Raw genomic sequence first — 13534 nt, 5'->3', positions numbered from 1 at the left:
ATTTTTGTGTTTCTTTCTGCTTTGTCACCCAGTTTACTTTGTAAAACTGAACCTTAAGTTAACAGGGCAGTCTTTTCTCCTGTCATCCCCTTTAAAAAGGACAAGACGCTTCAAAATATAGCTCATTTGCTGTTACCGGATGAACAAAAGCCAAACTAAAGGCATGAAGTAACAGGCGTTCTGCCTTTTGGTACCCCTGCTCTGAAGCATAAAATTTGTCTCCAAGGATCGGATGCCCTAACCATTGCATATGGACTCTTAATTGATGAGAGCGACCAGTGACAGGTTTTAATAAAACCCGACTGGAGTCTGCATTTTTTTCCAGCACCTCAAAATACGTCAGGGCTGGTTTGCCATATTCAAAGCAGACTTTTTGTTTGGGCCGGTTTGGCCAGTCGCAGATTAAAGGTAGTTCAACCGCCCCTTGGCTGGTGCGTATTTGTCCCTCTAAAACCGCCATATATCGTTTTTGAGTCGTGCGCTGCTGAAACTGCCGGTTCAGGTGACGCTGAGCGTCCAGGTGCATGGCCATCACCACCAGACCTGAGGTGGCCATATCCAGCCTGTGCACAATGCGGGCGTGCGGCCAGACCCGGCGGACCCTGTAATCCAGACTGTCAAAGTGTTCCGGCGCTTTGCCTGGCACTGTCAGCAAACCACTGGGTTTATTCAGTACCAGAATAGCGTCGTCCTGGTACAGAATATCCAGGTAAGGTGACAGTGGTGGTTTATAGTCCAGCAACATGGGCACTCTTAATCATGACTGACCACCACGACACGCAGTGCATCCAGCTTTAAACGGGCTTTTTGCATATAGAGCGCCAGTTGCTGCTGCTTGTATTGCAGGTGGCTGATTTCTTCTTCACGCACCAAAGGATTGAGTTGCCGTAATGCGCTTAAACGCTCAATTTGCGCATTCAGCTCAGTGTGCATCTTCTGCTCTGCCGTCTGTACCAGAGCGGGCACCTGGGCCTGGGCTTGTTGTAAACCTTGTTGCAGCAAAGGGTGCACCAGGGTTTGCAAAGCCTTGACCAGTTTGGACGCTGTCTGACGGCCCACTGGTTTTAATTGCTTATTAAACTGCTCAAAAGCGACGTTGGCGGCCAGGTTTTTACCGGTTTTCTCCAGCAGCAAGCGGATGGGGGTGACTGGCAGGTAGCGGCCCAGTTGCAGTTCTGGCGGGGCGCTGGCTTCGAGAATATACAGCAGCTCGACAAAATAGGTGCCGGCCGGCAAAGCTTTGTTGGGCAACAAGGCCACTGAACTGTTGCCCAGTTCGGCATTGGTCAGAATATCCAAAGTGCCCAGCACCATAGGATGGTCCCAGCTTAAGAACTGCAAATCTTCCTGAGCCAGTGCTGTGGCCCGGTCAAAAGTCACGCTGATGCCATCGTCGTCCAGCATGGGGTAGTGGCTGTGCAGTTGTTCAGAAATACTCAGTACTATGCTGTTTTCACCGCGGTCATCCTGGTTAACCCCCAGCACATCCCAGGCTTTGAGCATAAACATCGGCAAGCCGACATGGCTGTCCTGTGCGGCAATCTGGTCTGCAAGCTGTTGCGCCTGCCGGCCACCGGCACTGTTCAGTTCCAGCAGTTTGTCGCGGCCTTGCTCCAGCTTTTCTTTTAACTGCTGATTCAACGTGGCGCTTTGTGCAATCAGGTCAGGCAGGGAGGTGGCGTCGGACTGGCCGGCCAGCAGACTGAGCAGGGTTTCGCTGACGTCGTCATACACAGCCCGGCCGGTCTGGCAGGTCTGGCTGAACGCATTCAGGCCCTGCTGGTACCATTGGTACAGCCAGTCCTGAGGTTCACCGGCAAAGTAGGGCAGGTGAATTTGGATATCTTGCGTCTGACCAATACGGTCCAGACGGCCAATACGTTGTTCCAGCAAGTCCGGGTTTAACGGCAAATCAAACAACACCAGATGGTGGGCAAACTGGAAGTTGCGGCCTTCACTGCCGATTTCAGAACACAATAAAATTTGTGCACTGTTGTCTTCCTGAGCGAAATAAGCGGCCGCCTGGTCCCGCTCCAGAATACTCATGCCTTCATGGAACACGGCTGCACGTATACCTTCACGCACCCTTAAGGCTTCTTCCAGAGCCACAGCGGTGTCGGCATGGGCACAAATCAGCAGGAATTTTTCGCGTTTAAACTGCTTCAGTAACTGGATCAGTGTGTCCACCCTTGGGTCAAACTGCCACCAACTGCTTTTGCTGCCTTCAAATTCCTGAAACACCCGCTCCGGAAACAGGCTGGCTTTGGCACGTTGCTGAACCGTTTGCTGGCCGCTGAAACTGCGCTGGACTTTCAGCGCGTTTTTGTATTGGTCTGGCAGCTGCAGCGCAATAGGATTCGGCTGGCGCTGTGGAAAGCCCTGAATGGTATGACGGCTGTTACGGAACAGCACCCGGCCCGTGCCGTGGCGGTCCAGCAATTTGCGCAGTACGGTTTCGCGGGCAGTATTACAGCCTTGCGCGTCTAGGCCTTGCCGCAATATCGCAAGTTCAACATGAATATCGGTTTCGCCAAGGATGGCTGTCAGCGCTTTGGCGGTGTCTGCACTTAACGGTTGCTCTTGCTGCAAGGAAGCGGCCAGGCTGGCAATCTGTTTGTAGCTTTGCTCTTCAGCTAAAAAGGCCTGGTAATCATAAAAACGGTTGGGGTCCAACAAACGCAGGCGGGCAAAATGGCTTTGGTGGCCCAACTGATCAGGGGTCGCCGTCAGCAGAATTAAGCCTGGCGTGCCCTGCGCCAGCTCTTCAATGCGCTGATACTCAGTGCTGACTTTGTCTTCACTCCACTGCAAGTGATGGGCTTCATCGACGACCAGTAAATCCCAGTCCGCGTCGACCGCGTGCTGATGGGCGTTACGTTTTTTGCAGAAAAACTCCAGGCTGGTCAGCACCAGTTGTTCAGTGTCAAACGGATTCCCACCGTCAATCAGGGCTTCGGTGTAGCGCTCTTCATCAAAAATGGAAAACTTCAGGTTAAAGCGGCGCAGCATTTCCACCAGCCATTGGTGCTGCAAAGACTCTGGCACCACAATCAGCACCCGTTTGGCCAGAGAGGCCAGTAATTGCTGATGAATAATCAGGCCGGCTTCAATGGTTTTCCCCAGGCCCACTTCGTCGGCCAGCAGAACACGAGGCGCGTGGCGGCTGCTCACTTCGTTGGCGATATACAGCTGATGTGGGATCAGGCTCATCCGGGCGCCGGTCAGGCCCCGCAGCGGGCTTTGTTGCAACTGGTGCAGTTGGGTCCAGCTTTGGTAACGCAGTGGGAAAGTTTCAAAGCGGTCAATCTGGCCAGCAAATAAGCGGTCCTGCGGCTGGCTGAAGCTGATAAAGTGATCGAGAAACATCTCGCGTAACTCCACCAGTTCACCGGTATCGGTACGTTGGCCAACATAGACCAGGCAGTCATTTTTTTCCTGCACTGAACTGACCGTCAGCTCAAAGCCCTCGGCGCTTTTGATAGTGTCACCCGGGTTAAATACGACCCGGGTCAGCGGTGCTTCCTGCATCGAGTACAGCCGGGTTTCGCCACTGGCCGGGAACAACAGCGTCAGCATCCGTCCTTCCAGAGCTATTACTGTGCCTAATCCCAAATCGGATTCACTGTCACTGATCCAACGTTGACCTAACGCGAATTTATTCATGCTGACCTCACTGCAAAAAATGGCGCGCCATGGTACAGGGAAACCAGAGCAACTGCATCAGCTGGATTGCTGAAGTTGGCTGACAGATTAAAAAACGTCATGTTATTGTCATACCTCTAGGCCGATTTTTGCTCTAAGCTTAGATTATCAAAACGAAAAACTGGCCCGGCACATGAACTTAGCTCAGTTCTCCGCGGCTGAACCCATCAGGATTGTTGTAACTGCCATGCGCTGCATGGCGTCCCCTGTCGCTAAGGAGCTCTTATGGCGCGAAGACGATCTAAAGATAAAAAAATCTACGTTTTGGACACCAATATTCTGCTGCATGAACCTTTCGCCTTCTTAAACTTTCAGGAACACGATGTGGTCATCCCGATGACGGTTCTTGAAGAACTCGACCATATCAAAGACAAACACAAAGACGTCAGCCGGGAAGCCAGAGTGGCGATTCGGGCTATGGAAGATGCGCTTAAAGACGCAACACCAGAACAGATGCTGCAAGGCGTGGCGATGCCGACTCATGGCGAGCAGAAGAGCACAGGGCATCTGTTTATTGTCAATGACCACCATATCAGTGACCAGATCCCCGGCTTGCCCGGTGGTGAAAACGACCATTTGATTATCAACACTGCGCTTTATCTGCAGCGGGAAAAAGCGCCGACCAAAGTGGTGCTGGTGACCAAAGATATCAATATGCGGCTGAAGGCCAAAGGGGCAGGTCTGAAGCATGTGGAAGACTACCGCACCGACCAGCTGATTGACGATGTGCGTTTTCTCTACAAGGGGTACCACAAATTTCCCGGGGATTTCTGGTCTTTGGTGAAAGACTGCCGCAGCCACAATCAGGGCAGTGACACCTACCACTTTGTACCGCGTTCAGTGCTGCCGAATGCCTATATCAATGAGTACCTGATTGATGAAGCCAAAACCTTTGCTGGCCGGGTGCTGGATATTTTTGACAATGAAATCAAAATTCTTGACCTGGGTTTTGAGCGGCTGATGCACAAACATGCCTGGGGTATCCACCCGAAAAATATTTATCAGGCGATGGCGATGAATGCGTTGCTCGACCCGGATATGGACCTGGTGATCCTGACCGGCCCGGCCGGATGCGGTAAAACCCTGATTGCGCTGGCCGCCGCGCTGGAGCTGGTGATTGAAAAGGGGCTGTACGACAAGGTCATTGTGACCCGCAATACCCCGGAAATTGCCGAGTCTATTGGTTTTTTACCTGGCACCGAAGAAGAGAAGATGGCCCCCTGGCTGGCGGCGATCACCGATTCGCTGGAGGTGCTGCATAAAACCGATGAACACCCGCATGCCAGCGTCAATTACATTATGGAAAAGGCCAATATTCAGTTTAAGTCGGTCAACTTTATGCGCGGGCGCAGCATTCAGAACGCGATAGTGTTGTTGGATGAATGCCAGAACCTGAGTGCGGCTCAGCTGAAAACCATCATTACCCGTTGTGGTGAAGGCACCAAACTGATTTGTTCAGGCAACCTGTCACAAATTGACAGCAACTACCTGACCGCCGTGACCTCGGGTTTAACTTACATCGTCGAACGTTTTAAAAACTTTGAAGGCAGTACCACCATTAATCTGAATGGCGTGGTGCGCAGTCGGCTGGCTTCTTTTGCTGAAGCCAATCTGTAAGCGGCTGTTCAGGCCCTGTGTAACCGCAGGGCCTGCTTTCTGAACGCTGACAGCAGCAGTAACGCTGCCAGCCCGCCCCAGTGCCAACTGCCACTGTCTTCTTCGACGATCACCACCGGAGCCCGATCATAAGTTAAATCTTCCAGCGCCAAATCGGCCAGAGCGCCACTGTCGTTGCCGCTGATCTCGGCCAGCAAGTCGCCGTAATCAGCGTCATACACCCGCAGCACCAGGTCGTAGTAACCCGTAGGTACCGAATGCACCAACTCGGATTCAATGGCGAACCAGTCGTTGGCGCTGGTGCCATACAAGGTAAAGACCGAACTGGTATGAATGATCACTTCGGGCTGACCGGGGCGACGCAGTGCGTAATGGACAAAAACCGGGACTTCGTTATAGGCAGTGTCTGCATCAAAGCGTATATAGAGATTGTGGAAAAAGGCGTTGTCATTTCTGTCACCGCTCAGCGAAATATCAATACTGTCAAACCAGACATTGTTTTCCACGGCCTGGATCAGGTTGGAACCGCCTTTGAGGGGCTGGGCTTTGGGGGTTGCTGTTCTGGCCACTTCCGACGGCAGTGAAAAAGATTCCTGAGTCTTGGCCACTGGCGTTTCGGCAGCCAGGCTGAACCAGGGCAACAACAGAAAAACGAACGGACTGATTTTACGCATACAGAGCCTCCTGTGCTTTGGTATCATTACAGGCCTGGGGCGCTGAATAGCGGCTGAATTTCTGACAGTGCGGAATTTATTTTGAAGATCAGTAAAAACTTTGTGGTGGCAGCCCCTGGTGTTGCCATTGAGCTGTTGGCCACTGCGGTACCTGCACTGAGTAAAGCGCGGTTGAAAGATGCGATGAGCAAAGGCGCTGTGCTGTGGCGTCGCGCTAAGCAGCACAAGCGTTTACGCCGGGCTCAGGCAGAACTGCTGGCCGGCGACCGGCTGGAGCTGAATTACGACGACGAACTGCTGGCCCGGCATTGCGACGATGCAGTATTGCTTCAGGATGAGCAACACTACAGCCTGTGGTTTAAACCAGCAGGTATGTTGTCGCAAGGCAATGAATGGGGTGACCATTTAAGCCTGCTGCGTTTTGCTGAGCAGCACTGGCAAAACAAAAGACCGGTGTTTTTATTGCACCGGCTGGACAGGGAAGCCAGTGGTCTGGTGTTGCTGGCGCACAGCAAAGCCGCCGCTGCCGCTTTAGGGCAACTGCTGCAGCAGCATCAGATCAATAAAACGTACCGGATAAAGGTCAAAGGTTTGCCGGCCGGGCAAGGTAAAATTGAGCTGCCACTGGACGGCAAAGACTGCCAGACCCGATATCAGCGCATCAGTACGGACGAGCAGGCACAATGCAGTGTGGTGGAGGTAGACTTGATCACTGGCCGGAAACACCAGATCCGCCGCCATTTTGCCGCTATTGGTCACCCGGTGTTGGGCGACCCTGCTTACGGCAGTGGTAATAAAAACCAGCAGGGCCTGATGCTGCAGGCCATTCGGCTCAGTTTTCGTTGCCCCTTGCTGAAAAAGCTACAGGTCTTTGAGTTACCTGCGTCGTTGCGGCAGTGTTAAATCTGCCGCAACTGATGCTGCAGACGGGCCCCCACTGACTCCTGATTGATCACCAGTTCCAGCTGCCCCAGACTGATGGCATTAAATAAATCCTGCTTCAGGCTGTCTTTATGCCAGGACAAACTGATAGGGCTTGGGCAAAACAGGCTGGCATGGTAAGGGCCGGTTAATTGCTGGTGTTTTGCCAGCGCCCAGCATTGCCAGATCAGGTTCCGGATGTCCGCTAAATCGGGTAATGCCTGCGCAGACGCCGTGAACTGACGTAATTGCAACAAGGCGGTATGGCAGGGTAACCCCAGCTGAGTTGCCTGGGTTGCCAGCCGTTCGGTTAAATCCAGCTGGTGGCTGTATAGCCAGAGTTCCTGCTCATGCCAGCAATAAAACAATGCCAAACGACTCAGAGGGGCGTACAGCTGGGGCAGCTGCTGATAAAAGTCTGGTCCCTGCTCCAACAAGTGCTGACTCAGGTCGGCTGGCGTGATCACCAGAACTGAAGCTTCGGTGTGGCCTGGTGCTGACTGAGCCACCAGCTCCTGAAACTGGCGCCAGCCGGACTGTGGCCGCTGAGTTTGTGAGCCGTTGGGCTTGCGGCCTTTCAGCCAGAGCAACGCAGTGCTCAGGCTCAGAATGACACCCAAAATCAGCGCCCACAGGCTGTATTTTTTCTGACTCGCCAATTGGCTTTCTGCGTGCTCAACAGCCCGGTGCAGCTCGAGGCTTTGTTGCAGGCTGTTGGCCTGCAACTGCTGCTGGATTTTCAGGTCATTTTGTTCCTGCTCATTGGCCAGACGTTCAGACAGATAGGCCTGCTGCCAGTTCTGTTGTTGCTCGGCCAGCTGGGCATTGAGTTCATGGTAGCGTTTTTGCAGGAATTTCGGCGCGACGGAAATGTTTTCTCCAACTTCGGTCAGCAGTTGAGCCGCTGCAGCCCAGTCCTGTTGTTTGATATAGAGGCTGACCAGAAACAGGCTGACTTCTTTTAATGAACTCAGGCTATTGTTCTGACTGAACAGCTGATAGGCTTTTTCCAGTAACTCTTTGGCCTGAGTCAGCTGGCCCCGTTCGATGGCCAGTTCAGACTGACTGACATACACCGCACCTATGACGTGAGGATCCTGTGCCTGCAACGCCAGGTCCAGAGCCTGCTGATACTGCAGTTCTGCTGCCTCCTGTTGCTGGTCACTGAGCAGCGAATCTCCCAAATTGGTTAAAGTGTTAATTAAATTAGAAGTCAGCTCCAGTTGCTGGTACAACTCGGCCGCCTGGCTGAACTGGGTTATGGCCGCTTTATGCTGGCCTATTTTTTGATACAACATGCCCAGGCGCACATAAATAGCCGCCAGGGCTTTATCATTTTTCTGGGCTCTGGCCAGTACCAAGGCCCGTTCAAATTCATTCAGCGCAGCGGCCAGCTGATTGTTCTGCAGCTCCAACCGTCCCAACATGACTCTGGCGTCCAGTTCCCGTGTTGGCGCCTGGTGTTCCACCGCCAACGCCAGGCTTTGCCGTGCATAACTCAAGGCTTTGTCTTGTAAGCCTTTTTGGTTATAGGCTTGGGCAAAACTTTCCAGAATATCCATGTGCAGCCGCAACAGATCGGGGTTTTTGCTGGCAGGCAAGGTTTTTTCAGCCTGCTCCAGTAAGGCCAGGGCTTTATTGGTATCGCGTTTGTGCACACCGAAATTCAGCGCCTGCAGCAGATAAAGGCGGCTACGCAGTTCTGCGTTATTGGTTTTATCCAGCGCGGTCTGGCTGTGACTCTGAGTGTTATCGGCATTGCCAAGCCGGTAATAGGCGTATGCCAGATAAAAGTGCTGCTCCGCTGAATCCTGAGATGAATCCAGCAACTTCTGCAGTTGCTGTTGCGGTTGCTGATTAATTAAATCCATTTGTTGTTGCCTGGCTGAATCCGCTTGCACCCAAGCGCTGAATGCCAGCAGGCAGATGATCAGAAAACGCATGCAATTTACCTGTTGTCGGGAGATACTGCAGTGTACTTGAGGTCAACAAGAGCGCCAAGCAGGTTCTAGTGATGTCATCTGTTTCCAGTTCCGGTTTGTCGTTTTGGTTCCGGATTTTAGAGTCTTTTTCGTTAAAACAGCCGCTACCAATGCCAACAGAAGGCAGGCCGGTAATTCTGGCGTTAAGTGCGGCCCAAGGCAGTGGCAAAAGCACCTTATGCCGGAAGTTACAGCAGCAATGGCAGCAACAGGGGCTGACTGTTGCGGTAGTGTCGCTGGACGACTATTACCTGGACCGGGCCGAACGGCAGTTGCTTGCACAGCAGGTGCACCCGCTTTGTCTGCAGCGCGGCGTGCCCGGCACTCACCATATCCGCCAACTGATTGAGGATCTGCACGCCTTTCAGAATGGCCAGGCCGTAGCCTGGCGGCGCTTTGACAAAGGCACAGAACAAAGCTGGCTGGACAGACCGGATCTGGCGGATCTGTTAGTGTTGGAAGGCTGGTGCATGGGGTTGCCTGCTCAGCCTGAGCAGGATTTACTGCAGCCCGTGAATGCACTGGAGCAACTTGAGGATTCAGCGCAGGTTTGGCGGCGTTGGGTCAATCAGCACCTGGCGGGCCCTTATCAGCAGATGAATGCGCTGGCAGACGAATTGCTGTGGCTGCAGGCCCCGGACTGGCCGACTGTGTGTCGCTGGCGTGCCGAGCAGGAGCAGGCATTGTGGCAACAAGGTCTGGGGCAAAGCCCGGCCGGGCTGGCCAGGTTTATGCTGTATTATGAACGGCTGACCCGTTTCAGTCCGGTGCTGGCCAGCCTGGCTGACTGTCAGCTGCAATTGGGGCCACAACGTCAGTGGCTGCAACTAAGCTGCCGCCATCACCCAGTGACCTGAGGGGCCAGCTGATTCGCCACCCAGATGCCTTTAGCGGTACACCACATCCGGGTACATAGGGGCCAACAATGCAAGCAACTCATTTTGGGCACTGATGCTGATGCCTTGCTGTTGCATGGCGTCTATCAGATGGTTCACCAGGGCGTCAAAATGAGCTTTACTGATCTGAAAGCCGGTATGGCTTTCCTGCATACTGGCGCCTGAGTATTTACAGGGGCCCTGGCTCAGTTCACAGAGTTGCTCGATCAGCAAAGTACGGAAGCGGGCAATATCGGTGTCTTCGAAGTGATGCACTATGCTGGGATCCGTGGCAATACTCTGCAGCAAATGATCAACCATCTGCTCCAACCCGGTTTGCCCACCCAGGCGCTGGTAGAGTGTTCCGGCTGGCGTAGGCTGGCAGGCTGCCAGCAGCAGACTGAGCCAAAGCAGATTGATCCATTTCACCAGGTGCCCTCCACTGAAAAATACCAGCCATCTTGTTGTTGCAAACCTGCAATGTCGCCCAAATCGACAAAACCCAGCACCAGCGACAGGTGTTTATTGACAAAATAAGCGGCAAAAACATCGCGCCAGTGCTGTTCATCGGCGAATGCCAGCTGATTGGGTTTTTCTCTGAATTCCGTACCCAGCGCCCACTGATAATTCAGCAACAGCACCGCAGAAGCTTCCAGCAGCCACTGGCGTTTCACGCCGTCACCTCCAAAACCAAGCAAGCCAATCTGATGCGCTTCTGTATTGCGTACCGTGGCATTGAGCAGCAGATTGCGGCCAGCCACAGAGTGAAAGAACAGCTTACTGGCTGCCAGGTAATAATCGATGCCTGAATCCTCAGCGGCGCCGACCGCAGCAGGTAAGGCGAAATCCCGCTGTTTTTTATACTGCAGACCCAGACTCAGTTGCGGCATGCTGCTGTACAGCAGTTCACCGGCCAGCCGGTATTTCAGCCCCCAGACGTCCTGGCGCAGTTCACCGCCAATGCTGTCCAGCTGGAGTTTTTGCCGGGCAAAGGACCATTCCCAGCGGTCATCAAAGCTCAGACCCAGTCCCAGGTTGTGCAGGGTAAAATCATCCACCTGCACTGTGGATGCAAAACTGTTCACTGACCATTGATCGCTGCTGGCGTAACCCTTTATTACGGCCCATGGCACAATACCGCCACCAGCAGCCCCTTCGATACTGGTGGCACCACCAGTGGCGATAACTTTATCTGTGCCTGCCAGGGCTGGCAACGCACTGATCAGACACAGCACACCCAATACTTTTGTGATCACAGGTCCTCCGGAGCAAACCATTGTTTGGGTTGCAGGCTGAAGCTGCCGAGCCAGCTGCTGAATTGTTCTGCTGTCAGTGGTTTGGAGAAAAAGTAACCTTGCACTGTGTCACATTGATGCTGCCGCAGTATGGAAAGCCCAGCTTTATTTTCCAGCCCTTCTGCGGTGACTTTCAAACCAAGACCGTGTGCCAGTTGCGCTGTGGCACTGACGATCAGTTCATCCTGGTAGTTATTTTCAATGTCTTTGACAAAAGCACGGTCAATTTTGACTTCATGCACGGGCAATTGCTTCAGGTAGGCCAGGGACGACTGACCTGTACCGAAGTCATCGATGGCCAGCTCAATGCCCATCTGCCGCAACTGATGCAAAATATGGATCACCTGCTTGGGATCTTTCATTACCGCACCTTCAGTGACTTCCAATGCCAGCGCTTTGGTTGGAAGCTGGTGTTGTTGCAAAATAGCGGCAATATGTTCAGGCAAGGATGGGTTGTTTAAGTCATGGGCTGACAGGTTCACCGCGACTTTCAGCTCGATGCCCTGGCTGCGCCACAGCGCCAGTTGCCGGATCACTGCGCTCAACATCCAGTCGGTGACCTGATTGATTAACCCCGCATGTTCGGCCAACTGAATAAACTCGTCCGGCGGAATGAATCCAAGCTCGGGGTGAGACCAGCGGATCAGCGCCTCTGCAGCATGGCAACGGTACTGTTTCAGGTCCACCTTGGGTTGATAGACCACGAACAGCTGGTTGCTTTGCAGCGCTGTTGGTAAGTCTCGCAGAATGGTCAGGCGGCGCTGGTGGTGTTCATCCTGGCCCTGTTGGTAGAAGCTGTATTGTTCCTGCAACTGCTTGGCCCGGCTCAGGGCAATATCCAGCCGTCGTAACGCGTCGCTGACGGGTTGGCTGTCGGCTTCAATGCAATAAATTCCCAGTACAAAGCTGAGGCTCAGTGCTGAACCATCCAGATGGTAATCCTGTTGCAGCTGCATCTTCAGGATCAGCGCATCCGAATCCTGAAAAGGCCTGGGGTAGGCCATTAAAAATTCGTCACCGCCAAGCCGGGCTAACAAGCTGGCAACAGGTTTCACCAGCTTCAGGCGCTCAGCCACCTGCTGCAATAAGGAATCACCACTGGTAAAACCCAGAGAATCGTTGATATGACGGAAGTTTTTGATATTCAGCAGGATCAGACTGCAATGGTATTGACTTAACAGTTGTTGCAATTCCTGCTCGGCATAAGTGCGGTTTTTTAAGCCTGTTAAGTGGTCATGCCGTGCCTGATGCACTAACTGCTCTTCTCGTTGCTGCACCGCCTGCTGCATTTGGGACAGGGTTTGGCTCAGCACTCCGACTTCACCTGTCGCCTCTGGTAAGCGGACCTTGGATTCACCTTTGGTGATGGCGGTGGCAAATTGAGTCAGGCGATTCAGAGGCTGGGTAATACTGCGGGCTATCACCAGTGCCAGAATAAAAGCCAGTGCCAGGCTGACGCCAAAAATGGTCAGCAATTGCTGGCGGATTTGCTGGTAGCTGCTTTGCCAGCGTTCAGTCGGGTAATGCAGCAATGCCCACAATGCATGATGTTGATCCAATGGCAATGCCAATGACAGATACTGTTCATCCGGGCTGGAAAACGGGCTTTGCTGGCCAGCGTTTAACTCGGGTAAGGCCGTCAGCACGGCAGGTTGCAGGTGGGACGCCAGGGTGGAGTTTCTTGAGGAGTGGTTCCTGCCTTGGGCACTGGTAAAACTGATATCCAGGCCTGTAATGCCTTTAATCTGTTCGGCCAGTTGCTGGTCCAACTGAAACCCCATACCGATCCAGGCGATGACCTGAGGCGCTCTGACCGGCACCAGGACCAGCTGAAAAGACTCATCGCCCAGTCGTTGAATATCACTGAAGGCGGCAGCACTGCGGCTTTGGGTTGGGTCAAAAAACGGGCTGAAATCGGAGCTTTTCAGTGCCGGATTGGTACTGGCCAGCAACTGACCGTCCGGTGCAAATAACACCGCCAGCGCGGCGTCGACCCGGCTGCCGTGATTGTCGAGCACGGATAAAATGGTTTCTTGTTCTGCGGTGGCAATAGCGCGGCGAAAGCCATAATCACTGGCCAGTAAACGGACCGAGTTACTTAGCTGAGTGGCTCTGTTTTCCAAGGCCTGCAACAACACATTGGCGGCCACCTGCAGCGCCTGTTCAGCCTGCTGCTGACTGTCCTGTTTCATGGTGGTTAAGGTGGCCAGCCCGCTGGCAATCGCCAGCACTGTGAGCAGGCTCAGTAACGTCAGGATCAGGCGGCTGCGCAATGAATCAAACATCTGACCTCGTCTTGAGAATGAAAACCTGAACTGTTCAGGAGGGCGCTATGCATCCGGTCGCCCTCTGTCTGATGGCGCCTGTTCCCTTATACGGAAACACTGTTTTCTACCGGCACTGCGTCAAACATTAGCAATAAGCACCGCTGACCTCAACCGTAAAACAAGAAAAGCATTGGAAAAGTG

10 protein-coding genes are annotated in these 13534 nt (G+C 53.3%); 3 read left to right on the top strand and 7 right to left on the bottom strand.

Going from position 1 to position 13534, the window contains the following annotated elements:
• Positions 1-91: 91 nt before the first annotated feature.
• Both WKJ03_RS15310 and rapA read right to left on the bottom strand, forming a co-directional pair.
• The gene (locus WKJ03_RS15310; RefSeq protein ID WP_337843104.1) at positions 92-745 is read right to left on the bottom strand and encodes an RluA family pseudouridine synthase; all 654 of its coding nucleotides are present in this window, start codon (positions 743-745) and stop codon (positions 92-94) included.
• Positions 746-753: 8 nt separating this feature from the next.
• Positions 754-3663 carry an RNA polymerase-associated protein RapA gene (rapA, locus tag WKJ03_RS15305; RefSeq protein WP_337843103.1) on the bottom strand — a complete coding sequence of 970 codons (2910 nt, stop codon included), beginning with the start codon at positions 3661-3663 and terminating at the stop codon, positions 754-756.
• A gap of 264 nt (positions 3664-3927) precedes the next feature.
• Between rapA and WKJ03_RS15300 the strand changes: the two genes are divergently transcribed.
• A complete protein-coding gene (locus WKJ03_RS15300) occupies positions 3928-5319 on the top strand; it encodes a PhoH family protein (RefSeq protein WP_337843102.1) in 1392 nt (463 codons plus the stop codon).
• 8 nt (positions 5320-5327) lie between these two features.
• Here the strand turns inward: WKJ03_RS15300 and WKJ03_RS15295 are convergent, their stop codons facing one another.
• Positions 5328-5993, bottom strand: a complete 666-nt coding sequence (locus WKJ03_RS15295) for a choice-of-anchor H family protein (protein WP_337843101.1) — start codon at positions 5991-5993, stop codon at positions 5328-5330.
• 81 nt (positions 5994-6074) lie between these two features.
• On the opposite strand from WKJ03_RS15295, the gene WKJ03_RS15290 reads away from it, so the two are divergent.
• Positions 6075-6896: an RluA family pseudouridine synthase gene (locus WKJ03_RS15290; protein WP_337843100.1), complete on the top strand. Its 822-nt coding sequence runs from the start codon at positions 6075-6077 to the stop codon at positions 6894-6896.
• Here the strand turns inward: WKJ03_RS15290 and WKJ03_RS15285 are convergent.
• Positions 6893-8857, bottom strand: a complete 1965-nt coding sequence (locus tag WKJ03_RS15285) for a tetratricopeptide repeat protein (protein ID WP_337843099.1) — start codon at positions 8855-8857, stop codon at positions 6893-6895. The two genes, WKJ03_RS15290 and WKJ03_RS15285, sit on opposite strands and share 4 nt — an antisense overlap.
• 149 nt (positions 8858-9006) lie before the next feature.
• Here WKJ03_RS15285 and WKJ03_RS15280 point away from each other — a divergent pair, with 149 nt between their 5' ends.
• Positions 9007-9753, top strand: a complete 747-nt coding sequence (locus WKJ03_RS15280; protein WP_337843098.1) for a kinase — start codon at positions 9007-9009, stop codon at positions 9751-9753.
• 30 nt (positions 9754-9783) lie between these two features.
• Here WKJ03_RS15280 and WKJ03_RS15275 read toward each other — a convergent pair whose 3' ends face one another.
• From WKJ03_RS15275 to WKJ03_RS15265, 3 genes are read right to left on the bottom strand one after another with little or no spacing between them, the layout of a single operon-like run.
• Positions 9784-10200: a group 1 truncated hemoglobin gene (locus WKJ03_RS15275; protein WP_337843097.1), complete on the bottom strand. Its 417-nt coding sequence runs from the start codon at positions 10198-10200 to the stop codon at positions 9784-9786.
• Complete coding sequence (locus WKJ03_RS15270) at positions 10197-11027, bottom strand: DUF3034 family protein (RefSeq protein ID WP_337843096.1); 831 nt, start codon at positions 11025-11027, stop codon at positions 10197-10199. Before WKJ03_RS15270 ends, WKJ03_RS15275 begins: the two co-directional genes overlap by 4 nt.
• Positions 11024-13351 carry an EAL domain-containing protein gene (locus WKJ03_RS15265; protein WP_337843095.1) on the bottom strand — a complete coding sequence of 776 codons (2328 nt, stop codon included), beginning with the start codon at positions 13349-13351 and terminating at the stop codon, positions 11024-11026. The genes WKJ03_RS15270 and WKJ03_RS15265 overlap by 4 nt, the downstream gene beginning before the upstream one ends.
• Between the last annotated feature and the right edge of the window lie 183 nt (positions 13352-13534).

It is taken from the genome of Rheinheimera sp. (assembly GCF_037442525.1).
GTDB lineage: Bacteria > Pseudomonadota > Gammaproteobacteria > Enterobacterales > Alteromonadaceae > Pararheinheimera.
Note: the sequence above shows the minus strand (reverse complement) of the source record. Positions and strands in the feature narration are given on the sequence as shown.

Excerpts from the sequence above, each read along its gene's own strand:
- WKJ03_RS15310 (WP_337843104.1), bottom strand. The coding sequence starts at position 745 with ATGTTGCTGGACTATAAACCACCACTGTCACCTTACCTGGATATTCTG.
- rapA (WP_337843103.1), bottom strand. The coding sequence starts at position 3,663 with ATGAATAAATTCGCGTTAGGTCAACGTTGGATCAGTGACAGTGAATCC.
- WKJ03_RS15300 (WP_337843102.1), top strand. The coding sequence starts at position 3,928 with ATGGCGCGAAGACGATCTAAAGATAAAAAAATCTACGTTTTGGACACC.
- WKJ03_RS15295 (WP_337843101.1), bottom strand. The coding sequence starts at position 5,993 with ATGCGTAAAATCAGTCCGTTCGTTTTTCTGTTGTTGCCCTGGTTCAGC.
- WKJ03_RS15285 (WP_337843099.1), bottom strand. The coding sequence starts at position 8,857 with ATGCGTTTTCTGATCATCTGCCTGCTGGCATTCAGCGCTTGGGTGCAA.
- WKJ03_RS15280 (WP_337843098.1), top strand. The coding sequence starts at position 9,007 with ATGCCAACAGAAGGCAGGCCGGTAATTCTGGCGTTAAGTGCGGCCCAA.
- WKJ03_RS15265 (WP_337843095.1), bottom strand. The coding sequence starts at position 13,351 with ATGTTTGATTCATTGCGCAGCCGCCTGATCCTGACGTTACTGAGCCTG.